27 protein-coding genes and 3 pseudogenes are annotated in these 22,310 nt (G+C 40.2%); 15 read left to right on the plus strand and 15 right to left on the minus strand.

Going from position 1 to position 22,310, the window contains the following annotated elements; all coding sequences use genetic code 11:
- Positions 1-13: 13 nt before the first annotated feature.
- Positions 14-712, minus strand: a complete 699-nt coding sequence (locus QHG57_RS00665; RefSeq protein WP_330169267.1) for a nuclease — start codon at positions 710-712, stop codon at positions 14-16.
- Positions 713-869: 157 nt separating this feature from the next.
- On the opposite strand from QHG57_RS00665, the gene QHG57_RS00670 reads away from it, so the two are divergent.
- The 15 genes and pseudogenes from QHG57_RS00670 to virB11 all read left to right on the plus strand — a co-directional run bounded on the left by QHG57_RS00670 (position 870) and on the right by virB11 (position 12,044).
- Positions 870-1,220 carry a TrbC/VirB2 family protein gene (locus tag QHG57_RS00670; RefSeq protein ID WP_330168204.1) on the plus strand — a complete coding sequence of 117 codons (351 nt, stop codon included), beginning with the start codon at positions 870-872 and terminating at the stop codon, positions 1,218-1,220.
- An 18-nt stretch (positions 1,221-1,238) separates the two neighbouring features.
- A complete protein-coding gene (locus tag QHG57_RS00675; RefSeq protein WP_330168205.1) occupies positions 1,239-1,565 on the plus strand; it encodes a VirB3 family type IV secretion system protein in 327 nt (108 codons plus the stop codon).
- On the plus strand, positions 1,562-3,922 hold the full coding sequence (locus QHG57_RS00680; protein ID WP_330168206.1) for a VirB4 family type IV secretion/conjugal transfer ATPase: 2,361 nt from the start codon (positions 1,562-1,564) through the stop codon (positions 3,920-3,922). Before QHG57_RS00675 ends, QHG57_RS00680 begins: the two co-directional genes overlap by 4 nt.
- Positions 3,919-4,683, plus strand: coding sequence for a type IV secretion system protein (locus tag QHG57_RS00685; protein WP_330168207.1), 765 nt, complete (start codon positions 3,919-3,921; stop codon positions 4,681-4,683). The genes QHG57_RS00680 and QHG57_RS00685 overlap by 4 nt, the downstream gene beginning before the upstream one ends.
- A 25-nt stretch (positions 4,684-4,708) precedes the next feature.
- A pseudogene (locus tag QHG57_RS00690) lies at positions 4,709-5,080 on the plus strand (EexN family lipoprotein); the annotation flags it as partial.
- Positions 5,081-5,202: 122 nt separating this feature from the next.
- A complete protein-coding gene (locus QHG57_RS00695; protein ID WP_330169268.1) occupies positions 5,203-5,604 on the plus strand; it encodes an EexN family lipoprotein in 402 nt (133 codons plus the stop codon).
- 36 nt (positions 5,605-5,640) lie between these two features.
- Complete coding sequence (locus QHG57_RS00700; RefSeq protein WP_330169269.1) at positions 5,641-5,853, plus strand: hypothetical protein; 213 nt, start codon at positions 5,641-5,643, stop codon at positions 5,851-5,853.
- Positions 5,854-5,907: 54 nt separating this feature from the next.
- Positions 5,908-6,309, plus strand: coding sequence for an EexN family lipoprotein (locus QHG57_RS00705; protein WP_330169270.1), 402 nt, complete (start codon positions 5,908-5,910; stop codon positions 6,307-6,309).
- Between the two features lie 293 nt (positions 6,310-6,602).
- A complete protein-coding gene (locus QHG57_RS00710) occupies positions 6,603-7,007 on the plus strand; it encodes an EexN family lipoprotein (RefSeq protein WP_330168219.1) in 405 nt (134 codons plus the stop codon).
- 26 nt (positions 7,008-7,033) lie between these two features.
- A complete protein-coding gene (locus QHG57_RS00715) occupies positions 7,034-7,963 on the plus strand; it encodes a TrbL/VirB6 family protein (RefSeq protein ID WP_330169271.1) in 930 nt (309 codons plus the stop codon).
- A 1-nt stretch (position 7,964) separates the two neighbouring features.
- Positions 7,965-8,252: a type IV secretion protein VblB7 gene (locus QHG57_RS00720; RefSeq protein ID WP_330168221.1), complete on the plus strand. Its 288-nt coding sequence runs from the start codon at positions 7,965-7,967 to the stop codon at positions 8,250-8,252.
- Positions 8,249-8,920, plus strand: coding sequence for a VirB8 family type IV secretion system protein (locus tag QHG57_RS00725; protein WP_015856929.1), 672 nt, complete (start codon positions 8,249-8,251; stop codon positions 8,918-8,920). Before QHG57_RS00720 ends, QHG57_RS00725 begins: the two co-directional genes overlap by 4 nt.
- A 2-nt stretch (positions 8,921-8,922) precedes the next feature.
- Positions 8,923-9,774, plus strand: a complete 852-nt coding sequence (gene virB9 / locus QHG57_RS00730) for a P-type conjugative transfer protein VirB9 (RefSeq protein WP_330168222.1) — start codon at positions 8,923-8,925, stop codon at positions 9,772-9,774.
- 27 nt (positions 9,775-9,801) lie between these two features.
- Complete coding sequence (virB10, locus tag QHG57_RS00735; protein ID WP_330168223.1) at positions 9,802-10,974, plus strand: type IV secretion system protein VirB10; 1,173 nt, start codon at positions 9,802-9,804, stop codon at positions 10,972-10,974.
- A 17-nt stretch (positions 10,975-10,991) separates the two neighbouring features.
- Positions 10,992-12,044 (plus strand): P-type DNA transfer ATPase VirB11, encoded by a 1,053-nt coding sequence (virB11, locus tag QHG57_RS00740; RefSeq protein WP_330168224.1) that lies wholly within the window; start codon positions 10,992-10,994, stop codon positions 12,042-12,044.
- A gap of 18 nt (positions 12,045-12,062) precedes the next feature.
- Here virB11 and QHG57_RS00745 read toward each other — a convergent pair whose 3' ends face one another.
- The 14 genes and pseudogenes from QHG57_RS00745 to QHG57_RS00810 all read right to left on the minus strand — a co-directional run.
- The gene (locus tag QHG57_RS00745) at positions 12,063-12,377 is read right to left on the minus strand and encodes a helix-turn-helix domain-containing protein (protein ID WP_254492457.1); all 315 of its coding nucleotides are present in this window, start codon (positions 12,375-12,377) and stop codon (positions 12,063-12,065) included.
- Positions 12,377-12,718, minus strand: a complete 342-nt coding sequence (locus QHG57_RS00750) for a type II toxin-antitoxin system RelE/ParE family toxin (protein ID WP_330169272.1) — start codon at positions 12,716-12,718, stop codon at positions 12,377-12,379. Before QHG57_RS00750 ends, QHG57_RS00745 begins: the two co-directional genes overlap by 1 nt.
- 52 nt (positions 12,719-12,770) lie before the next feature.
- Positions 12,771-13,061, minus strand: a complete 291-nt coding sequence (locus tag QHG57_RS00755; protein WP_330169273.1) for a type II toxin-antitoxin system RelB/DinJ family antitoxin — start codon at positions 13,059-13,061, stop codon at positions 12,771-12,773.
- A 129-nt stretch (positions 13,062-13,190) separates the two neighbouring features.
- Positions 13,191-13,994: a hypothetical protein gene (locus tag QHG57_RS00760; RefSeq protein ID WP_330169274.1), complete on the minus strand. Its 804-nt coding sequence runs from the start codon at positions 13,992-13,994 to the stop codon at positions 13,191-13,193.
- A gap of 81 nt (positions 13,995-14,075) precedes the next feature.
- On the minus strand, positions 14,076-14,660 hold the full coding sequence (locus QHG57_RS00765; RefSeq protein WP_330169275.1) for a Fic/DOC family protein: 585 nt from the start codon (positions 14,658-14,660) through the stop codon (positions 14,076-14,078).
- Positions 14,650-14,838, minus strand: coding sequence for an antitoxin VbhA family protein (locus QHG57_RS00770; protein ID WP_330168228.1), 189 nt, complete (start codon positions 14,836-14,838; stop codon positions 14,650-14,652). The genes QHG57_RS00765 and QHG57_RS00770 overlap by 11 nt, the downstream gene beginning before the upstream one ends.
- A gap of 13 nt (positions 14,839-14,851) precedes the next feature.
- Entirely contained in the window at positions 14,852-15,169 is a 318-nt protein-coding gene (locus QHG57_RS00775; protein WP_330169276.1) for a helix-turn-helix domain-containing protein, read from the minus strand.
- Positions 15,166-15,516 carry a type II toxin-antitoxin system RelE/ParE family toxin gene (locus QHG57_RS00780; RefSeq protein ID WP_330169277.1) on the minus strand — a complete coding sequence of 117 codons (351 nt, stop codon included), beginning with the start codon at positions 15,514-15,516 and terminating at the stop codon, positions 15,166-15,168. The genes QHG57_RS00775 and QHG57_RS00780 overlap by 4 nt, the downstream gene beginning before the upstream one ends.
- Positions 15,517-15,688: 172 nt before the next feature.
- Positions 15,689-15,935, minus strand: a pseudogene (locus tag QHG57_RS00785) (HigA family addiction module antitoxin).
- On the minus strand, positions 15,907-16,068 hold the full coding sequence (locus tag QHG57_RS00790; RefSeq protein WP_330169278.1) for a type II toxin-antitoxin system RelE/ParE family toxin: 162 nt from the start codon (positions 16,066-16,068) through the stop codon (positions 15,907-15,909). Before QHG57_RS00790 ends, QHG57_RS00785 begins: the two are co-directional and overlap by 29 nt.
- Before the next feature lie 275 nt (positions 16,069-16,343).
- The gene (locus QHG57_RS00795; RefSeq protein ID WP_330169279.1) at positions 16,344-16,520 is read right to left on the minus strand and encodes a hypothetical protein; all 177 of its coding nucleotides are present in this window, start codon (positions 16,518-16,520) and stop codon (positions 16,344-16,346) included.
- 317 nt (positions 16,521-16,837) lie between these two features.
- Positions 16,838-18,211 carry a phosphoglucosamine mutase gene (gene glmM / locus QHG57_RS00800; protein ID WP_330168230.1) on the minus strand — a complete coding sequence of 458 codons (1,374 nt, stop codon included), beginning with the start codon at positions 18,209-18,211 and terminating at the stop codon, positions 16,838-16,840.
- 546 nt (positions 18,212-18,757) lie between these two features.
- Entirely contained in the window at positions 18,758-20,914 is a 2,157-nt protein-coding gene (gene ftsH / locus QHG57_RS00805) for an ATP-dependent zinc metalloprotease FtsH (protein WP_330169280.1), read from the minus strand.
- A gap of 114 nt (positions 20,915-21,028) precedes the next feature.
- A pseudogene (locus tag QHG57_RS00810) lies at positions 21,029-22,084 on the minus strand (PP-loop family protein); the annotation flags it as partial.
- Between the last annotated feature and the right edge of the window lie 226 nt (positions 22,085-22,310).

Genomic DNA, 22,310 nt, shown 5'->3' on the forward strand with positions numbered 1-22,310 from the left:
ATAATGGTCAATATTAATTATGATCAATGGGATTATAGCTCCCGTGATCTCTTCGCCAATCTTCTGGTTGTTGAAATTGGCTCGACCATAAGCCATTTTGTGCTTTTTGAGCTGTCAATTGTAAGGTTTTATAGTCTGCGGGGGATGGAAAATTATGCTGATCTTTTGTCAACACCATCAACCCTTCAGCAAGCCCCAAACGTGCAAGGTCAACACCATCAACAAAACATTGCGCATAATGAACCTGTTGAATGACACGTGCTTGCCGACAAGTAACCTTTTTATCGATTGTTTTTGAAACAAGCCAAGCAGTAACAAAAGCACCGCATGGCCATTTAACTCCATTGCGTGAGGCAAATTGCCTCATTTCACAGCTTTCCACACCATATAATCGGATATCACGGATGATTTTTTTTCTCCATCCATCATCCACGGGTGTAATCATTTTAAAGGTCACACCACTTGTGACCTGTATAGCACCTGAATAAACCGGTACATTTTCTTCATAAAATTGTGATGCAAGTAGTTCAGGCTGCAACACTACATTTTGTTGGTTTACGCCTTGTTGGTTTGCATAATCCATCAATTGTGACTTCGGCTTTTGAACAGGATTTTCTATTGTCTTTTCTGATCCTTCTAAAAAAGAAGTTTGAATAAGTTGTTCATTATTTTTACTTAAATAAAAGTACCCAAAAATAATAATAAGTATCATTTTGAATATTACTATATTTTTTGTTCGTTAACTAAGAAAAGATTAAATATTGTTAATTTATCGATAGAAAAATTTATTTTTTCATTTATATGATTCCTGATTAATATTTTGAATATTAATTTTACGATCAACTTAAACATAAAGCGGGGAAATTTTCATGAAAAACATGAATAATTTGTTCAGTTGTAAACATACTTTACAAAAAACTACTCTATCCAACACCCAAAAGAAATGGTTAACAGCAGCATTGATGCTGTTTATTGCCTTCATCGCACTCAGTGAACCAGCATTTGCAGATGGCGGCTTCGGAAAAATTGAAACTGCTCTTGATAAAATAATTGAAGCTTTAACAGGAAAAATTGCAACATCAATTGCAACCATTGCGGTTGCTGGTATTGGGCTTGCCTGGATTGCTGGTTATGTTGAAATGCGTAAAGCTTTTTTTGTTTGTGTTGGCATCGGCATTGTTATGGGTGCAACGCAAATTGTATCCATGTTTTCCCATTAAACGTTGCCTTTCAAAGCCATGAAAGAGCACGACAAGCTAACAGAAGATACGTTATTTCTTGCTTGCACGCGCCCTGCAATGATTGCAGGCGTGACGGTGGAAGCTATGGGATTAAATGGGATAGGAACGATGATATTGTTCATTATGGCAGGCAATATTTTTCTTCTCACCTTTGGTGTGATGATGCATTTCATATTCAAGGAAATCCTAAAGCATGACCATAACAAATTTCGTATTCTTCTGACATGGCAAAAGACATCTATTTTTGCCAGAAATTCGAGTCTATGGGGTGGGGGAAGTATTTCTCCATTACGATTAATTCGTAATTATGAGGAATTGAAATGAAAACAACAGAGCGCAAACGTGAAAAGCAGCCAGAGGCGATTATCCCTTACGTGCGCCATGTTAATAAATACATCATTGCGCTGGATTCACGCGCTCTCATGTCCGTTATTAAACTTGAAGGGATTAACTTTGAGACAGCGGATATTATTGATCTGAATGTTCTTCACGAACAGCTCAACAATCTGTTTAAAAACATTGCGGATGAACGGATAGCGCTTTATAGCCATATTATCAGAAAGCGTGAAACCGTTTATCCGAATGGCACTTTCAGATCGGCATTTGCCAAGCAATTAGATGATAAATATCGCGAGCGGATGGTTTCACAGGAGCTTTATCGCAATGATCTTTATCTTTCAATTTTGTGGAATCCACACGTTGATCAGACGGATAAATTAGTGGAGTTTTTCAAACGTTTAGGCAAAGCCAAGCAAGAAAAGACAGAAGTTGATGCAGAGTCCATTCGCAAGCTTGAAGATATTACGACAGATCTTATTCAAAATTTAGAGCGCTATGGTGCAAAAAGACTGAGCCTTTATGAACATGAAGGTAATATTTATTCGCAGCAAAGTGAGTTTATCCACCAATTGGTGGGAGGTCGTCGTGAACGTATTCCCCTCACATGGGGGACGATAGCGTCGACCGTTTATTCAGACCGTCTCATTTTTGGGAAAGAGATCATAGAAATACGCACCGAGGCAGGACAGCGCTTTGCGGGCATGTTTGGTTGGAAAGAATATCCAGCAAAAACCAGGGTAGGCATGGCGGATGGTTTGCTCACCCTTCCCTTTGAATTTATTTTCACCCAATCTTTTGTTTTCAAGAGCAAAAACATTGCCAAGCAGATTATGGGGCGCAAACAAAACCAAATGGTCAATGCAGGAGACCGTGCGGGCTCACAAATTATGGAACTTGATGATGCGCTTGATGATCTTGAATCCAATCGTTTTGTTTTAGGCGAGCATCATTTATCATTGGCAGTTTTTGCTGATACGCCACAAGAGTTAGCGGATAATCTTGCCAAAGCGCGTTCTCGTCTTACAGATGGTGGTGCTGTGATTGCGCGGGAAGATTTAGGGTTAGCGGCGGCTTGGTGGGCACAATTGCCTGGCAATTATGCTTATCGAACCCGCTCTGGGGCGATAACCAGCCGCAATTATGCAGCGCTTTCTCCATTTCATTCTTTTCCGGTTGGAAAAATAGATGGCAATGTGTGGGGACCGGCGGTAGCCTTGATGAAAACCTCTGCTGGTTCACCATTTTATTTTAACTTTCACTTTGGTGATTTAGGCAATACGTTTGTTTGTGGTCCCTCTGGTTCTGGGAAAACGGTTATCGTCAATTTTCTTTTAGCACAACTTCAAAAGCATGATCCCAATATGGTCTTTTTTGACAAAGATCGGGGTGCAGAACTTTTTGTCAGAGCGGGTGGCGGCACTTATATGCCTTTGAAAAATGGTAGGCCGACAGGCATAGCCCCCTTGAAAGGCTTAGACTATAACAATCCAGCAGATAGAGTTTTTTTACGCCAATGGATTATAAAGCTTGTTTCTTCTGAAGATCAAAAGATCAGTGAATCAGAAAGACAAGACATCACGGCGGCTGTTGAGCAGCTTGCCTTGTTGCCAAAAGAACAAAGGACGATCTCCGCCTTACAAATGTTTTTTGACACCACGCATAGGGAGGGGATAGCGGGTCGTTTAGAAAGATGGTGTAAAGGCAATGCCTTAGGGTGGGTTTTTGACAATCCTGATGACGACATTGGCATTGATGCAAAATTTATTGGTTATGACATGACGGATTTTTTAGACAATAATGAAATTCGTCCACCGTTAATGATGTATCTTTTTCATAGAATTCTGTCTCTGATTGATGGACGTCGTATTATCATTGTCATTGATGAGTTCTGGAAAGCACTAGAAGACGATTCTTTTAAAGCCTTTGCGCAAGACAGGCTGAAGACCATTCGTAAACAAAATGGTTTGATGTTGTTTGCGACACAATCCCCCAAAGATGCGATTAATTCGACCATTGCCCACACCATTATAGAGCAATGCCCCACGCAGATTTATTTTCCCAATCAAAAGGGCAATCATGGGGATTATGTAGAAGGTTTTAAATTATCGGATAGAGAATTTAACCTGATACAATCAGAATTAAGCCGTGAGTCGCGGCGTTTTCTCATCAAACAAGGGCAAAGTTCAGTTGTAGCAGAACTGAATTTACGCGGCTTTGATGATGAAATAGCCATTTTAAGTGGCACCACCAAGAATATTGAACTCCTAGAGACCATTATGGATGAAGTTGGTGAATCTCCAGAAAAATGGCTTCCTATTTTTCAAGAAAGGTCAAAACAATGAAAAAACTTTTATTGGCAACAGCCATCTGTGCAGCTTCATTTGGCTTTCAAACAAATGCCTTTGCTATCGTGGTATTTGATCCCACAGCTGCGGCTAACATGGGAGAGCAAATTCGGAACAGCGTGCAACAACTTAACAAATTGAAAGAACAAGTTCAACAAGGATACGATCAACTCAAGCAATTACAAAATCAACTCGATCAAGCGAAACAATTATATAACTCTTTAAATACCAAGCCTGACATTTCGGGATTGAAAGAAATGTTTAACCAGCAGGGAAGCAATGGCGCTCTACCTTCTGACTTTAACCACTTTCAACAATCGATGGGCAGCGGCGGTGGCGGCGGGAGCAGCAGCAAAAACGCGCAAAAATGGCAAGAAGAACTTAAATACAAAGAGCCCTCAGGCGGAGCAGACTCAAAAGAGGCAGTAGATGCTTTTTACGCAGAGGAAGTCAAAAAAGCTGAACAGCGCGTTGTAGGACAAGCGGCAAAAGGCCAAGACGTCTACGAAGAAGCCAGTGAAACACAAAAAGAGATTAACAAGCTTCTCGATGAACTTGGGAACACTGAAAAGGCTGGTGAAATTCAAGGCATTCAAGCAAAACTAGAAGCGATACAAGCAAAACTGCAAACACAAGTCCTTCAAATGCAAGCCGCCGCAATGATTCAACAAGCAGAAGAAAAAGCGGCAGAAAGACGTGAAATGGAAGAATTTAAAGCACGAACCAAAGCTTTAGCCCAAAAACTGCGTGGTCAATAAAGGGTAAAAAAAGAGGGGCTTGAACATGAACAAGATCATCATAACAACATTGCTACTTTGCACAGGGCTCATCACAGCTGGATGTGAAAAAACCTATAGCGTAGCAGAATTTAAAAAAGATAAAAATTTGATGGAAGAATGGGGAGCAAGATGTGGATGGTCAGGAACTTCAAAAAATTGTGAAAACCTAAGAGTAGCAGCTTTAGAACTTGAAAAGGAACGCCGGAAAAAAGCTGAAGAACATAATCGCAAACTAGATGAAGAATTTAAAGCTAAACAAAAAGCTTGGATTGAAAAAATGAGAGCTGAGAATGAAAAATTCCGAGCTGAACAAGAAGCAAAAGAGCGCGCGGAAGAAGAACGAAGAGCAAAAGAGCGCGCGGAAGAAGAACAAAAAGAGAAAGAACAAGCTGAAAAACGGGAAGCTGAAGCTGAAAAACAGAGAATTAAAGAAGACGCTGAATGGCGAGCTAAAGTTAAAGAGGATCAGAAAAGAATAGATAAGATCTGGAGCACGCCATGAATAAAGTTCTCATAACAACACTGCTACTTTGCACAGGGCTCATCACGGCTGGTTGTGAAAAAACCTATAGCGTCGCAGAATTTAAAAAAGATGAAAAATTACGCCTAGAGTGGGATGCGAAATGTGGATTTGCAGGAACTTCAAAAAATTGTGAAAACATGCGTTTAGCATTTTTAGAACTTCAAAAAGAATATGAAGCAAAAGCTGAAGAAAGAGCACGTGAAGATGACGAACGTTATCGTAAAGCAATGGAAAAAGCTAAAGCTGAACAAGACGCCAGGATTGAAAAAATGAGAGCAGAGAATAAAAAATTCCGAGCTGAACAAGAAGCAAAAGAACGCGCTGAAGAAGAACAAAGAGCAAAAGAGCGCGCTAAGCAACAACAAAATAACAATTAAATTATAAAAATATACAATGAAGAGTGGAGCATCTAAATGGCAATAATAACCAAAGGCATCTTTACTGATGTAGATAATATGTTAATGGAGCCCCTTACAGAGGCAATGGGTAACGCCATTACACATCGCTATTGCACTTTAGCTGCTCAACTTAAAGAACCTTACAGACTATACAATAGATTTATGGCAAGATTATGTCGCTGCCCTAGATTTATCATCACTGGTTATAAAAACCAGAACATAGCATAATTTAAAGATTGTGCTCAAACCTTGTAAAACTGAAAGAAAGAAGGGGAAATATCGATGAATAAAGTTCTCATAACAACATTGCTACTTTGCACTGGAATTATTGCTGCTGGATGTGAAAAAACCTATAGCGTCGCAGAATTTAAAAAAGATGAAAAATTACGCCTAGAGTGGGATGCGAAATGTGGATTTGCAGGAACTTCAAAAAATTGTGAAAACATGCGGTTAGCATTTTTAGAACTTCAAAAAGAATATGAAGCAAAAGCAGCAGAAAGAAGTCGTAAAATTGAAGAAGAAAATCGCAAAAGATATGAAGAATTTATGGCGAAACAAAAAGCTGATCTTGAAAAAATGAGAGCTAATACTCAAAAAAAATTAGAAGAACAAAGAGCAAAGCGACGTGCTGAGGAAGAACAGGAAGCAAAAGAGCGCGCTGAAAAAAAACAAAATAACCACTAAAACATAATGAAGAGCGGAGCATCTCAATGGCAGTAGTAACCAAAGGCATATTCACTAAGATAGACAATATGTTGATGGATCCCATTACAAAGACAATGGATAGCGCCATTACACATCGCTATTGCGCTTTAGCTGCTCAACTTAAAGAACCTTACAGACTATACAATAGATTTATGGCAAGATTATGTCGCTGCCCTAGATTTATCATCACTGGTTATAAAAACCAGAACATAGCATAATTTAAAGATTGTGCTCAAAACTTGTAAAACTGAAAGGAAAAAGGGGAAATATCGATGAATAAAGTTCTCATAACAACATTGCTGCTTTGCACTGGAATTATCGCTGCTGGATGTGAAAAAACCTATAGCGTCGCAGAATTTAAAAAAGATGAAAAATTACGCCTAGAGTGGGATGCAAAATGTGGATTTGCAGGAACTTCAAAAAATTGTGAAAACATGCGGTTAGCATTTTTAGAACTTCAAAAAGAATATGAAGCAAAAGCAGCAGAAAGAGAGCGTGAAGATGATGAAAAGTTTCAAAAAATGATTAGAGATTCCGAAGCTGAAATGAGAGCCAGAATTAAAAAAATGAGAGAAGAGAATCAAAAATTCCTTGCTGAACAAAAAGCAAAAGAGCGCGCGGAAGAAGAACGAAGAGCAAAAGAACGGGCGGCAGAAGAACAACAGAATAATAATTAAGACATAATGAAAAGCGGAGCATCTCAATGGCAGTAGAAAGCAAAGGCATATTTTCTTATATCGACAATATGTTGATGGAGCCCATTACAGATACAATGGGTAAAGTCATTAACAACCTCTCATCAAGCTTAGGTGCTCCGCTTAAGCTATCTTGTACAATTTACATTATATTTATGGGGTACAATATCATCTATGGGCGCTCTTCCATGCCCTTATGGGAATTTATAGTAACAACTTTCAAACTCGGCATCGTTGTTTCACTTGCCACAAACGCTGCTCTTTATAATGCGTGGATCAGTGGTATATTTTTCCATGATCTGCCGAATGCCATTTCAAATGTCACACAAGGAGCGCATGTGGATCGAAATGTATGGGACAATATGATAAACAAAGCTGGAGCACAGGTTTTGGACGCAGCAAACCAGTACACAGGTCTGACTCAAATGGGGAAGTTTATTGCGACATGGATTGCTGGTTTTATCTGCCTAGTTGCTGCTATCTTTTTTTGTCTAGTCGGTTTTGTTGTTTCATTATTTGCTAAATTGGGTTTGTTTCTTGTCATATCAATAGGACCACTCTTCATAAGCCTCTATATGTTTTCCTCAACCAGAAAATTCACAGAAGCATGGTTAGGGCAAGTTGCAAACTTCATCATTTTATATGTGTTAGTCGTGCTGCTTGGTGGCTTATATGTTAACATTTCAATGGACGTTTTTTCAGGAGATATTAAAAATATCTTCACTACTTTAATTCAGTTCTTGGTTGTTGGTCTTGGTGGTATTCACCTTTTCCTCAGACTCCCTGATATCGCATCAGCTTTAGCCTCTGGGGGGGCTTCTCTTACAGGATCAGGACCAGTTGCTAAAACAACGGCTCAACTAAGTGGACGAGCTGCTAATGCAGCAACAAGGGGCATTAAAAAACTAGCATCACTATTAAAAAAAGGTCTAAGTTAAAATGCGGGAATTTAAAAAAATTGGGATTATTTTACCATTTCTCTTTCTCAGTGGCTGTATGTCTTCACCAAACACACTGAAGTCACTCCCAAAGTGTGATGGATATTCTAAACGTCCACTCAACAGATCAATGTGGAATTGGGAAGGGAAAAAACCCACGCCCACACCAATCATTATCAGTAACAACACCCCTTCACCCGTGAAAGAAGGTAAGCTGGAAACGCTTCTGGCACAAAAATTAACGGATGAAGAAATCAAATCTTACAAAAATTGCGGGCAAAAAGCATGAAAGAAAAAGACATAGAACAATACATTGCTGAAGCACGCTCGTTCGATCAAGATCGCATGCTCGCCTCACGCCGCACCACCCGCGTCTCGCTTGCCATTGCCGGCATAGCCGTTGCAGTTGCAATAATGTCTTCTCTCGCGGTCATCACCCTCACGCCCCTTAAAACCGTGGAACCTTTTGTCATCCGTGTGGACAATTCAACCGGCATTGTTGAAGTTGTGGAAGCCCTAAAAGAAGGTCCCACCAATGTCGACGAAGCAATCACACGCTACTTTGCTGCAAAATATGTCCGCTCCCGTGAAGGCTTCACCACAGAAGAAACACAACACAATTTCCAAACCGTCTCCCTCCTCTCTTCTTCTGAAGAACAGCAAAGATTTGCCAGCTGGTATGGAGCAAGAAATCCCCAAAGTCCTCAAATTCTCTATAAACACGCTGCCGTTACAATAACAATAAAATCAATCTCCTTTATCAATGACGATGTTGCCCAAGTGCGTTACTACAGAACCATCCATGACAACGACAACAACAGAGACTTCATCACCCACTGGGTTGCAACACTTACCTTTGAATACATCAATGCCCCTATCTCTGTCCAAAACCGTTTGATAAATCCTCTAGGGTTTATTGTTAGTGAATATAGAACCGATCCGGAAGTGGTCAACTGATCATGACAAAAAAAATTCTTTTTCTCATTCTTAACATCGCTATTACCTTTTCTTTAACGCCTAGCCATGCCAGTGTTTTTCCCACCCGTGCGCCAAGCGATAGCCGCATTCGCTTTATCAACTATGATGCCTATAATGTGACAAAAATTATTGGCTCCATACGCTCATCGGTACAAATAGAATTTTCTCCCAATGAAGAAATTGCCCATGTGGCAATTGGCAACAGCGTTGCATGGGAAGTCGCCCCCGCTGGCAATATTCTTTTCCTCAAAGCAAGAGAAGTCCAACCCATTACCAATCTCCAAGTCGTCACCACAAAGCTTGATGGCTCAAAGCGCTCCTATCAATTTGAACTGATGATCAAAGATGGGGAAATTTCCTCTGGACAAGAAACATATTTCCTTGTGAAATTTCGCTACCCACAAGAAGAAGCAGAACAAAGAAGACTCGCAGCCCTTATGCGACAAGAAAAAAAACAATCCCAGCGTATTGATAATGTCTTCAACGCGTATGAAACCTACGGACCACGCAATTGGGCTTACACCGCTCAAGGCTCAAGCGTGCTCGAACCCGCCTCCGTTTATGACAATGGCAAAACTACAACATTTACATTTCCAGACAACCAAGAAATCCCTGCCATTTACATCGTCAACAATGACGGTACAGAATCGCTGGTTCCCAAAACCACAAGAGGCAACATGGTTATTGTCCATGCCATTAGCGCGCACTTCACCCTAAGAAAGGGAAAAAACGTCCTATGCGTTTTTAATGAAGCCTATCAACCAAAAGGCACAAATCCAAATACCGGAACAACCTCACCATCTGTTGAACGTAAAATTGCATCAGATCTTTAAATAAGCGGGAATTGAAGGGGACAACTTATGAGTGATAAACCAATCATCGAAGATCGCGGATCTATTGGAGATGGCAAAAACAATAGCGCCAAAACCGCCGGCAAAAAAATAGTTGTCGCAATAGCCTGTATAGGAATCTGCGGCTATGTGCTCTGGAACATCTTATCCACTCCCACAGAACAAAAAGACACCGCAAAAGCTCATAAAAAACAAGAAAAAAGCTTTCACAACACCCTAGCGCCTTTAGAGCTCGCCCCCTCTGACCCGCGTGCCAACATAGCGCCAATAACCTTACCACCCCCACAACCACTCGCACCAGAACCCAAAAAAGATGACCCACTACTTGATGCCGCAAGACGTGCCCCTGTTCTCGCTTTTGCCAGAGGCTCTAAATCTCAATTAAAAGACATCGTCAACACGACTCTCAACCCCCTTGAAAAATTCCATGCCCTTGAAAATCTCGCAAATGCGCAAAATTCTCCTGCCCTTCAAAACACACAAAATTTTGCAACCCTTTTAAAACCCACCACAACAGAAGAAACAAAAGCAAAACTCATCGGCAATAGAAACTTTATCATCGCCATGGGAACCTCTATCCCCTGTATCTTAGAAACGGCATTAAACAGCGACCAACCAGGCTTTGCAAGCTGCATAATCAACCGTGATATCCTCTCTGACAATGGACGCGTTGTTTTGCTTGATAAAGGAACCCAAGTCGTTGGAGAATACCGCGGTGGAATAAAACAAGGTCAATCTCGCCTCTTTGTGCTCTGGACAAGAGCCAAAACCCCAACCGGCGTCATCATTCCCCTTGCCTCACCAGCAACCGACACTTTAGGCAGAGCTGGTTTTGATGGCAACATCAACACCCATTGGTGGGAACGCTTTGGCTCTTCCCTTTTACTCACCGTTATTGATGGTGTCACAACCACCCTCACCAATAGAATGCAAAAAAAATCCAATAACGCAGGTGCAAACAACTCTGCGGGCGGTGGTTTTGAAGGCGCAAGCAGCCTTGGAAAAGATACAGCCACCGTTGCTCTTGAAAATCAAATCAACATCCCGCCTACCCTAGAAAAATTTCAAGGCGAACTCGTCAACATCTTTGTAGCAAGAGATCTCGATTTTTCATCTGTCTATAAACTAGTCGTAAAGAGCAAAAGAAACCGCTCTACTCCCAGCTATTCCTTTTTTCATTAAGCCAATAAAGTCACATTATGCCATCAGCAAAAAATGCAGAACGAGCCTCCATCGTTTTAACAAAATTAAAAATCTTAGATGACTTCCTTAATAATGAGAATTTATTTGAAATTGTTATCAATCGCCCCGGCGAAGTAATCGTTGAGGGTCCCAATGGTTGGCAAACCCACACAATAAAAGAACTAACCTACAGCGAACTAGAAGGCATTGCGAAAGTTGTTGCTGCCTACACAACACAAAAAATCAGTGTAGAAAATCCCGTTCTTTCCGCAACACTTCCCAATAACGAACGCATACAAATTGTTATGCCTCCAGCTGTTGCAGCCAATACCATCAGCATGACCATTCGTAAACCTTCATCACGCACTTTTTCTCTTGAAAGTTTACATGAAAACAACCTGTTTTCTGTCGCCCAAAACACCAGTTTCACCCCCGCGCAACAAATGACTGAACGGTTATCCGAACTCTCTGATACAGAAAAAGAACTAACAGATCTCTTTATCGCCAAAGATTTTTGCACCTTTTTAGAGAGAGCCGTTATCACACAACAAAATATCTTAATATCTGGAAAAACCGGTTCTGGGAAAACAACCCTCTCCAAAGCTTTAATTGCAAAAATCCCTGACTATGAACGAATTCTCACCATTGAAGACACGCCAGAACTTGTCGTTCCCCATTCAAACAAAGTCCAACTTTTTTATTCAAAAGATAACCAAGGCTTAGCAAAAGCAGGCGCAAAAGAACTGCTTGAATCTGGCTTACGCATGCGCCCCGACAGAATCCTTCTACAAGAGCTGCGTGATGGTACAGCCTTTTACTACATCCGTAATGTCAATTCTGGTCACCCCGGCTCTATCACCACTGTCCACGCCTCAACAGCACTTGCAGCCTTCGAACAAATGACCCTTTTAGTCAAAGAAAGTGACGGTGGTGGTAATTTAGCACGCGATGATATCCGCGGCTTATTAATCTCGATGATAGATGTCATCATCCAATGTAAACGCCTCGAAGGAAAATTTCGTGTAACAGAAATCTATTACGACCCCTTCAAACGCCGAGATGCCTTTTAAAAAACGACACCACCCTTCTTATGCCAATAGAGATTTTTTAAGAGCACGATTGATCGCTTCTGGTTCATTTTCAATGATTGAAAGCAACAAACGAGAAGAAGTATCTATAGAATATCGTCCCTGTTCCCAATCACGAATACGACCTACAGAAAAACCAAAACGTTCCGCAAATTGAGCCTGTGTCAACCCAATATTTTTTCTGATTTTTTTGACATCAACATTTGCAGGAATATGGATACCAAATTTGGTGACATCCGCTTCACCTTTAGCATAGGCAAGAGCTTCACGAGCACCCTGTAATATACGAGAACCAGCTCTACTTGTCTTATCCATTATTTTTCCTTTCGATATTCATTAAGAAGCGCAGTTAAAATTTTCTTTAGCTCATTCCTATCTGATTTTGTCAAATTTCCTTGAGATGATTTACTGTAAATATCTAAGAGAAACACCGGAATATTTTGACCACCAAAAAAGGTAATAACCCTATATCCCCCACTTTTACCCTTATGCTTTGTTGGAAATCTAACTTTCCTTGCTCCACCTATACCTTGTATAAGATCACCAGCATTTGGATGAGCAGTAATAAAAGAAACAATATTAAACAATTCTTCAGGTAATATACCTTCTTCTTTCGCAGAAATTAAATAAGCTGTCGTTTCAATCACTGTTTGCATACATTATTCAATATACGGAATACCCGTAACGATAATGATGTAAATTAAAAGCTCATTTATGATCAGGAAGATTAAATATCCAAATGACGAAACAAATCTTCCATATCTTTAGCCCTGTATATATCTCGCCCTTGTCCCTTTTCTTGAAAGTTTCAAGCTGTTCCTCATTAGAAATATACATCTCAAACGGCAAGCCTCTTTCATTGACAACTTTTGTCAAAGCAATCCGGATAAAATCAGACACCGTAAGTCCTAGACTTGCTAATATTTCATGGGCTTGCTTTTTTAACGTCTTATCTATGCGTGCACGTACAACATCTTTTGAATCTACGACTCCACTCATAGTAAATCTCCCTTAGTTACCTTCTTATGTATGGCTTAAATGAGTTATAATAACAAGTTTCTAATGTTCTAAACTTCTTTATCGCGTAACATCTTTTGATCTTGCACGCGCTATCGCATTATTTTGCTCCTATTGTCTCTGTTGCAAAAATTTAACAGCCATTTGAAGCTCGTTCACAAGCTTTTTATCTTGAGGTTGATTTTGGGGTATTGCTTTTGACAAGTCAAAGTCTTGTTTATGAATGGCATCCTGTCCAAAACGCTTATCTAAAGCACTTTGTAGCTTTAAAAACTCTTGATTGACCTGCTCTGGTATCTTCGAATAATTATCACGTCCAGCTTCAACATTTTTCATAAAAGTCACGGCTTCTTGTGAAAGTGACGGAACCTCTACTTTTAACTGTTCACGCTCCCGTGTAACACTATCCATATGTATCTCATAAGAATTCTTATAAAAAGATTGAAGCTCTCTCATAGTAGAAACAGCAAGAAGAACATGATAAAGCGCTTCTTTTCGTTCTTTTCCTGTAGATTTGAGTTTATCGATTAAACGATCTGATCCACGCAGCTCACCAGCTCTATCAAGTTCCCTATCCAAAATATCAGGAAGTTTATCGCCTTTACCCGCTAAAATTGTTTGCTCAATCCTAAACGCAGCCTCTTGCGGATCTTTATAGATAGATGCTAAACGACTGTTTAATTCCTTAAACATATCAACGTAAGATTTTTTATTTCTAAGAGTGCTTAGCACCTTCTGTTCTAGATTAGAATTATCTATATAAGCAGCAAGGTATGGCGCTCGTTCTGTTGCTTTTGAAGAAACATTCAAATCTTTTTGTGATTGTTCAACCTTGTGCTCTTGTTTTTCAAGTTTGCTAAAAACTGTCTTTGCTCTCCCCCAAAGGGTTTCAATCTTTTCTTTTTGTTGTTCCAAGCACTCTTTATTAAGATCAACGTAAGAGGCTATTTTTTCCCCTAAACCTTGAGAAACATTAATCTCTCTATTCTTTGTAAATTAGGTAAGGTTCTTACGAATAAGCTCAGACAGTAATTCAGAAGTACCATAAAGTGCCTCAATTGATGCCTTTGTCATTTCCTCTCGTGTGATACCGCCCCAGTTGATATTATAACCAGCTTCACGAGCAAGTTGACCCATAAATTCACGCTGAGTACGTCCATTTCCCTCTCGAAACGGATGCAACGCATTTATTTCACCCATGTAATATCCAGCCCTCTGGCTAAAGTCATAAGCGCCAAGACCACGCAGATACTGTTCTTTGGCAAGCTTCTGTGTAATCTTCGGTGCATAGCTTTCAATCTGATGATGATAAGCAAATAAACAACCACCTTTGGTAATATCTATTGAACGGATCTCTCCTGCCCATTCATAGACGTCACCAAATAGCTTCTTGTGAATATCTTTCATATGATTAAGATCAAACCTACCCCTAATAGGAGTATGTACAAATTCGAAAGATTTTACATAAGAAATCGTAGATTCTACGCGCTGCAGTGTGCCTTTGTCTTTAATACCAAACCGATTATACATCACACCAGTTTCAGCATCAGTATAAGGATCAACGCCCCCTTTATACTTCACCACGTTTTATCCGTTCCATAAGATCCTTGATTACATCACTTGTTTCAAGTTCTCCAATAATAACACGCTCCATTTGCTCAACGACTTTTGGATCTGGTTCCAATCCCTCTAAACGTTGGCTTGCTAATGCATTTTTAGCAGCAAAGCGACGTTGCTTAATTTCGTCCTCACTCAACATATAAAATCCTCCTTTATGCTGTTAAAGCCTTTTTAAGAGCACGATTTACAGCTTCTGGCTCGTTTTCAATGACAGAAAGCAATATCTTAGAAGATGTATCGATAGAATATCGTCCTTGTTCCCAATCACGAATACGACCGACAGAAAAGCCAAACCGTGCTGCAAATTGTGTCTGCGTTAAACCAATATTTTTTCTAATTTTTTTTACATCAACGTTTGCAGGAATATGAATACCAAACTTTGCGATATCAGCTTCACCTTTAGCATAGGAAAGAGCCTCACGTGCACCTTGTAATATACGTGATCCTGCTTTATTTGTCTTATCCATCATTTCTCCTTTCTATATTCGTCTAAGAGTGCGGTTAAAATCCACTTAAGTTCATTTCTTTCTGCCTTGGTTAAATTTCCTTGAGACGATTTGCTATAAACATCTAAAAGAAAAACCGGAATATCTTTACCACCAAAAAAAGTAATAATCCTATATCCGCCACTTTTACCTTTATGTTTTGTTGGAAACCGAACTTTTCTAGCGCCACCCGTACCTTGCATAAGATCTCCGGCATTTGGATTAGCTGCAATAAAAGAAACTATATCAAATAATTCCTCAGGCGATACACCTTCCTCTTTTGCAGAAATGAGATAAGCTGTTGTTTCAATGACTGTTTGCATATATTTCATATATACGGGATGCCCGTATTATTGTCAAGCAAAAATATAGATCACTCTTACTTTATCGTATCACATCTTTTGATCTTGCACGCGCTATCGCATTGATTTGCTCCTGTTGTCTCTGTTGCAAGAATTTAACTGCTGTTTGAAGCTCTTTTATGCGATCTTTATCATGAGACTGTTATTGAGGAATTGCTTTTGATAAATCATATTTTTTGCATAGCGAGCCAAGCACGTGCTGTGCTTACACCAGCCATTTCAAGCCTAATAGCAAAATTAGCACTCATAGCGGCTTTTCCATTTAAAACTCTAGAAAGTGCTACATGAGATATACCAAGCCACTCTGCTGCTTCATTAATGGATAAACCAAGCTCTTTGATAACATCTTCACGCAATAATTCACCGGGATGTAAAGGATTCTTCATCATTGTTTAGATCTCCTTTTTCATGATAATCTAGATAATCGATCATTTCGACATCTATGCCCTCAAAGCGAACTATTACGCGACAATTTTCATTTACAGTAATTGACCAATAATCCTTGAAATCACCCTTAAGCAAATGTAATCAAAAGGACACACAACTTAAATCACTTGGCGATACAGCTATTTCAAGAGCACCTAGAATAGGCTTTAATTTTCCAGCATGGGTAGTTCTAACCCCTTTAGTCGTAACAGTATTATAAAAGGCTTCAATCCTTTTAGGTTTAAATCCTAAAATCATAAGATACAAAAAACATTCATTATTTTTATACCACACGGCTTTTTTACTTTATAAACATTAGAACTGTCGTGAAAAAATTGCTCATTCTCATCTCTTTCTCATTATTCTACTCATTATCGGAAAAGTATAAGTTCATAATTAGGGGGAGCTAAACGTAATAGGAGCGCATCATATCCCCAATTGACAGCTGCACTTAGAAACATAACGACGATATAACCAATGACCATTGCTGTTTGATGTTCATAAGGATCTGCCCCCGCTGTATATCCAGCAAAAAGAATGAATAACACTAATAAACTCCCCCCTGCTATAAACTCTGTTAAAATAATAACCGGTTTACGAATAAGTAAAAGAAAAAGGAAAATCAAAAAAAGACATATTTTTAATATCTTATGTAATATCTTACGAACTATAGAGAACACTCTACGCATTATAGTTATTAAAATTGAATTTTTCTCTTTTTTATTTAATTTGTTAATCGATAGAGTATCCATTACCGTTATTACATCACTCACATAGTTAATAATCACACCTTTTGTAATTGCTAAAATCCCGCATTACAATCAGACCTTTACCAAAAGATGATCTGATAATTTTCTCAAAAAATTCAAGATTTCTCAAGCGCAGTCCCCATGCGTACATCATGATGGATAATAACATCCATCAACTCTGTCACGACCGTGTCCAATGCTTCTCGTGCATCACCTTCAGCCATGAGGCGGATAACTGGTTCAGTTCCAGAAGCGCGGATCACCAGCCGTGCCTCTTTTCCCAACCGCTTCTCTGCTTGATCAATGGCCGTTTTGACGGGATTTTTTTTCAGGACATTTTTATTTTTAATCGTTACATTTTTTAAAATTTGCGGTACAGGTTCAAACCGTTTACACAATTGGCTCATAGGGCTTTGGCTTTCCTTCATACAGGCTAAAATCTGCAATGCAGCCACCAAACCATCACCCGTAGTACCAAAATCACTAAGCACAATATGTCCTGAAGCCTCACCACCAACATTATATCCCTTTTGGCGCATGGCATCGACAACATAACGATCTCCAACATTTGTCCTTACAAGGTGCAACCCTTTGCTGTTCAAAAAACGCTCCAGTCCAAGATTTGACATAATCGTTGTGACAACACCATTGCGCCGTAATCGTCCCATTTTATGCCAATTTTCAGCAATTACAGCAATCAACTGATCTCCATCAACCGTTTGTGCTTTTTCATCAACAATGAGAACACGATCCCCATCTCCATCAAGAGCGATTCCCACATCAGCACGCACTTCATGCACTTTTCGTTTTAAAGAGCTTAAATCGGTTGATCCACATTTTTGATTAATATTGGTTCCATTGGGCTCATCATGAATAGCAAAAACCTCAGCCCCCAATTCCCATAAGGCACGGGGCGCAGCTTTATAAGCAGCCCCATTGGCACAATCCACAACAATACGCAAAGCATCTAAGCGAACATCACGCGGCAAAGTTCGTTTGGCATATTCAATATAACGATAAATATCCCCCTCAACCCGTTTTGCATAACCAATTTCGGCAGAACTTGCTAAAGACTTTGAAAGATCTGTATCGATCAATTGCTCAATTTTTGCTTCCATATCATCTGAAAGTTTAAAACCATCAGGACCAAAAAGTTTAATTCCATTATCATAGAAAGGGTTATGAGAAGCAGAAATCATCACCCCAAGATCCGCACGCAAAGAGCGGCAAAGCATTGCAACAGCAGGTGTTGGCACTGGACCCAATAAAAAAGCTTCCATCCCCGCAGCAGTCAATCCTGAAACCAAAGCGTTTTCCAACATATAGCCAGATAATCGTGTATCCTTGCCAATCACCACACGACGTGATTGATGTTGTGAGCGGAATAAAACCCCTACAGCCATCCCCACCTTCATGGCAAAATCGGGTGTCATAGGAAATGAATTGGCTTTCCCCCGAATTCCATCTGTACCAAAATATTTTTGCACCATGCCTCTTTCCTTTAATATATAATTCTTCCCTTGGCTTTTCTTTAAAACTCTAACAGCCCCCTTGGTACAATAGCCCCCTCTCCCCGTATAAAATCAGATCACTGATCTAAACCTTCATGCATCTAGACAATCAAGCCCCCTATTCACCATCTACACATCTAAACCACTCTCAAGCAGTTATGTTTACACCCTCACACATAAAAGCAATATTATCTCCTTAAAAGGCTTTACACATCCTTTGAACACAGCAAAAGCATAATCTCTCAACACTTACCAAATCCGTAAAGGCCCAGCACCTAACCTCACACCCTACCAAATATGTAAAGGAAATCCATGCCAATCTCATACACTTGCCAAATCCATAAAGGAAAATACCACCTCACCTTGTAGCCTGCTAAAGCTGTCATTATACAACGGCTTTGCTTAATTTTTTGCTTCCATATTTTTGCAAATATTACATTAAAGGCGCAAGCTTTGCTTGCGCCTTTCTCAAAAAATTTAGAAGCTTTCCTAAAACATCATTACTCAAGCGTTACTAAACAGTACTTATTTTTCTTTATCATCTCCCGCAGTATTGGACTTCTTTTCAGCATTGCTTTTACTTTTAGAGCGGTTGACCGATTTTGTGGTATCTTTTGTGCCTTGCGCTTTTTTCTCAGTCTCATCCATCTGTCCTTTTTTAGACTGAGCTTCCTTAAGCTCAACATTACCAGATTTTGCTGCTTTTTTCCCAACAGCTGCCTCTGCTTTGTCTACTTCGCCTTTATCAGTTTCTGCTTTATGAGGCGCTGCTTCAGCATCTTTTTCATCTACCACTGTTGTCTCTATCTTCATTTTTCCAGTTTTTGGGACAGAAGCCCCCCGTGGCGCAGCACTCTCATCTTTCTGTGTGCGTGAAGGAGGCTTTCCTGCAATAACTTCATTAATTTCAGCTCCCGTTAAAGTCTCATATTCCAATAAACCTTGTGCTAAAGCAAACCATTCTTTTCTTTTTGTTTTTAAAATTTCTGTCGCACTTTTATAGGCATCATCAATAAGCTTACGCACTTCCATATCAATCATGCGCGCTGTTTCTTCAGAGACATTTTGTGTTCGCGCAACAGAATGACCTAAAAAGACTTCATCTTGGTTATCGCCATAAGCTACATTTCCAAGCAGATCAGAAAATCCCCACCGTGTGATCATTGCGCGTGCTAATTTAGTTGCTTGCTCAATATCAGAAGAAGCACCAGAAGTGATATTTTCCTTTCCAAACTTTAATTCTTCAGCCACGCGTCCACCCATCATAATGGCTAAACGCGAAATCATCCACCGATAACTCATGGAATAGCGATCACCTTCCGGCAATTGCATCACCATTCCCAATGCTCTTCCTCTTGGAACAATTGTTGCTTTGTGGACAGGATCAGCAACCGGCACATTAAGAGCAACAATAGCATGTCCTGCTTCGTGATAAGCAGTGAGTTCTTTTTCCTCTTGTGTCATAGCGGTTGAACGACGTTCAGCCCCCATCATTACCTTATCTTTTGCATCTTCGAATTCTTGCATAGTCACAACTCTTTTATTACGGCTCGCAGCCATAAGAGCAGCTTCATTTACCAGATTCATAAGATCCGCACCGGAAAATCCTGGAGTTCCCCTTGCTAAAATTTTTAAGTCAACGTTAGGCGCTAAAGGCACGTTGCGCACATGCACTTTCAAGATTTGTTCACGCCCAGAAACATCAGGGTTTGGCACAACAACTTGTCGATCGAAACGCCCTGGTCTTAACAAAGCGGGATCAAGCACATCAGGACGGTTTGTTGCAGCAATAAGAATAATACTTTCATTGGGTTCAAAACCATCCATTTCGACAAGCAACTGATTTAATGTTTGTTCACGCTCGTCATTGCCACCACCAAGTCCCGCACCCCGATGGCGTCCAACAGCATCAATTTCATCAATAAAGATAATACACGGCGCATTTTTTTTAGCCTGTTCGAACATATCGCGCACACGGCTCGCCCCAACGCCAACAAACATTTCAACAAAATCAGACCCTGAAATGGTAAAGAATGGTACATTGGCTTCACCCGCCACAGAACGTGCTAGCAAAGTCTTACCAGTTCCTGGAGGGCCAACAAGCAAAACACCACGTGGAATACGCCCCCCTAAGCGTTGAAATTTTTGTGGTTCGCGTAAAAATTCAACAATTTCTTGAAGATCTTGCTTTGCTTCTTCAACGCCAGCAACATCTTTAAAGGTAACGCGTCCTTGTGCTTCATTAAGCAATCTTGCTTTTGATTTCCCAAACCCCATTGCACCGCGTGATCCATTTTGCATTTGTCGCATAAAAAAGACCCATGCCCCCACGATAATAATAACAGGTAACAAGGAAAAGAGGAGATTGAGGAAAATGCTATTTCCAGAGCTTTCAGGAATAGCTTTAACATTAACGTTTTTGCTTTCCAATTTTTGTATCAAACCTGGATCGCGAGGAGCATAGGTTGAAATAACTCTATGTTCAATGGTTTGTCCTGTTAATTTTTGACCTTGAATGGTCACAGATTTCAACTCATTATTCTCAACTTTTTGCAAAAATTCAGAATAGGAAACCTCTCCACCACCAGAACGCTGACTCTCTCCATTAAAGAGAGAAAACGACACAATCAAAATCAAGGCAATAACTCCCCAAATAAGGAGAGAGCGGTAATTGGAATTCATATTCAGCCTACTTAATCAAATATAGATTTTAAACAGTTCCCTCTAACATATAACCTTGTCAGCCCCTTGCCAAGAGATGGGAGGCTGTTTATTTTCTTTTAGAGTAATTTTCCTTTATCTTTTCACCTCAATATTAAAAAAAGGTTCCACAACATTCACCAAGGCAGCATCTTCTCGTGAGGAAAGCCAATCGAAAGGTGCCATAATCCGCTTGATTATAACATGTTTATGAACAACTGCTTGAGAAATCAACTCTGGAATATCAAACCCTTTGTGATTTGAGATCATCAACAGCGATTGTAAAGAGGGGAAATGAGGCTTTGCAAGCTCAGAATCACTATTTTTCAATAAAAATTTCAGCTGTTCTAAATTAGCGGCTCCAATCTTTATAGCTTCAGATTCATGATTTGTGATCTGATAGCGCCCATCCCATATGAGAGTTTTATTTGGCTCAACGATAACCTCTTTCATATTTCGTCTTTCACGCCATAAAGCAATTCCGTTCTTGTTATATTCAATAACAGAGCCCGCATAAGTAAAACGTTTCTTTTCTGGAGAATCGAGACAGAGTTTTTGAACAAACATGCTTAATTTTTGATTTGGAAGCAAATAAAATCCCCCTCCCATCAGCACCGCAAAAAGCCCCACTACGAAAGGAAAACTGGAATGCCTCTGTAAAAATAGCTCAGGCTTTGCTATGAAACAACGCCCATGTTGAACTGTAATATCCAGCGCTAAGATTAAATCAGCAATATTTTTGGCTTGTTGACGACGCTGCAATGCGGCTTCATTTATTTTTTTAGCAATATCAGCCAGTTTTTGCGGAGAAAGAGATTGACGCACGCGCACACGTTCAAAATTGCAATCTTCATTGGTTGGATCATCAATCCATGTTTGTCCTTGTAAGCGTAAATAATTCCGTAATGTTTGGCGTTTTACACCAAGGAGTGGCCGAATCAAACGCACTTTTCTATGCAACAACGCCTCACGCGGAATACAGGATAAACCACGCTCATATAGGAGGCCATGGTTTTTTTCTGCAATATTTTTTCTCATTTCTCTGGCATGCTCCTCATGATATATACCCTCGGCTTCACCGTGTAATGCACCAGCAAAACCGCCCGCAGAAACTCCATCACGCATGGCACCAGCTTCACCGTTCAATGCACCAGCAAAACCGCCTACAGAAACTCCATCACGCATGGCACCAGCTTCACCGTGCAACGCACCAGCAAAACCGCCCGCAGAAACTCCATCACGCATGACACCAGCTTCACCGTTCAATGCACCAGCAAAACCGCCCGCAGAAACTCCATCACGCATGGCACCAGCTTCACCGTTCAATGCACCAGCAAAACCGCCCACAGAAACTCCATCACGCATGGCACCAGCTTCA

It is taken from the genome of Bartonella grahamii subsp. shimonis (genome assembly GCF_036327415.1).
Taxonomy (GTDB): domain Bacteria; phylum Pseudomonadota; class Alphaproteobacteria; order Rhizobiales; family Rhizobiaceae; genus Bartonella; species Bartonella shimonis.

Coding starts and splice junctions, on each gene's coding strand:
- QHG57_RS00665 (WP_330169267.1), bottom strand. CDS start 712: ATGATACTTATTATTATTTTTGGGTACTTTTATTTAAGTAAAAATAAT.
- QHG57_RS00670 (WP_330168204.1), top strand. CDS start 870: ATGAAAAACATGAATAATTTGTTCAGTTGTAAACATACTTTACAAAAA.
- QHG57_RS00675 (WP_330168205.1), top strand. CDS start 1,239: ATGAAAGAGCACGACAAGCTAACAGAAGATACGTTATTTCTTGCTTGC.
- QHG57_RS00680 (WP_330168206.1), top strand. CDS start 1,562: ATGAAAACAACAGAGCGCAAACGTGAAAAGCAGCCAGAGGCGATTATC.
- QHG57_RS00685 (WP_330168207.1), top strand. CDS start 3,919: ATGAAAAAACTTTTATTGGCAACAGCCATCTGTGCAGCTTCATTTGGC.
- QHG57_RS00695 (WP_330169268.1), top strand. CDS start 5,203: ATGAATAAAGTTCTCATAACAACACTGCTACTTTGCACAGGGCTCATC.
- QHG57_RS00700 (WP_330169269.1), top strand. CDS start 5,641: ATGGCAATAATAACCAAAGGCATCTTTACTGATGTAGATAATATGTTA.
- QHG57_RS00705 (WP_330169270.1), top strand. CDS start 5,908: ATGAATAAAGTTCTCATAACAACATTGCTACTTTGCACTGGAATTATT.
- QHG57_RS00710 (WP_330168219.1), top strand. CDS start 6,603: ATGAATAAAGTTCTCATAACAACATTGCTGCTTTGCACTGGAATTATC.
- QHG57_RS00715 (WP_330169271.1), top strand. CDS start 7,034: ATGGCAGTAGAAAGCAAAGGCATATTTTCTTATATCGACAATATGTTG.
- QHG57_RS00720 (WP_330168221.1), top strand. CDS start 7,965: ATGCGGGAATTTAAAAAAATTGGGATTATTTTACCATTTCTCTTTCTC.
- QHG57_RS00725 (WP_015856929.1), top strand. CDS start 8,249: ATGAAAGAAAAAGACATAGAACAATACATTGCTGAAGCACGCTCGTTC.
- virB9 (WP_330168222.1), top strand. CDS start 8,923: ATGACAAAAAAAATTCTTTTTCTCATTCTTAACATCGCTATTACCTTT.
- virB10 (WP_330168223.1), top strand. CDS start 9,802: ATGAGTGATAAACCAATCATCGAAGATCGCGGATCTATTGGAGATGGC.
- virB11 (WP_330168224.1), top strand. CDS start 10,992: ATGCCATCAGCAAAAAATGCAGAACGAGCCTCCATCGTTTTAACAAAA.
- QHG57_RS00745 (WP_254492457.1), bottom strand. CDS start 12,377: ATGGATAAGACAAGTAGAGCTGGTTCTCGTATATTACAGGGTGCTCGT.
- QHG57_RS00750 (WP_330169272.1), bottom strand. CDS start 12,718: ATGCAAACAGTGATTGAAACGACAGCTTATTTAATTTCTGCGAAAGAA.
- QHG57_RS00755 (WP_330169273.1), bottom strand. CDS start 13,061: ATGAGTGGAGTCGTAGATTCAAAAGATGTTGTACGTGCACGCATAGAT.
- QHG57_RS00770 (WP_330168228.1), bottom strand. CDS start 14,838: ATGTTGAGTGAGGACGAAATTAAGCAACGTCGCTTTGCTGCTAAAAAT.
- QHG57_RS00775 (WP_330169276.1), bottom strand. CDS start 15,169: ATGATGGATAAGACAAATAAAGCAGGATCACGTATATTACAAGGTGCA.
- QHG57_RS00780 (WP_330169277.1), bottom strand. CDS start 15,516: ATGAAATATATGCAAACAGTCATTGAAACAACAGCTTATCTCATTTCT.
- glmM (WP_330168230.1), bottom strand. CDS start 18,211: ATGGTGCAAAAATATTTTGGTACAGATGGAATTCGGGGGAAAGCCAAT.
- ftsH (WP_330169280.1), bottom strand. CDS start 20,914: ATGAATTCCAATTACCGCTCTCTCCTTATTTGGGGAGTTATTGCCTTG.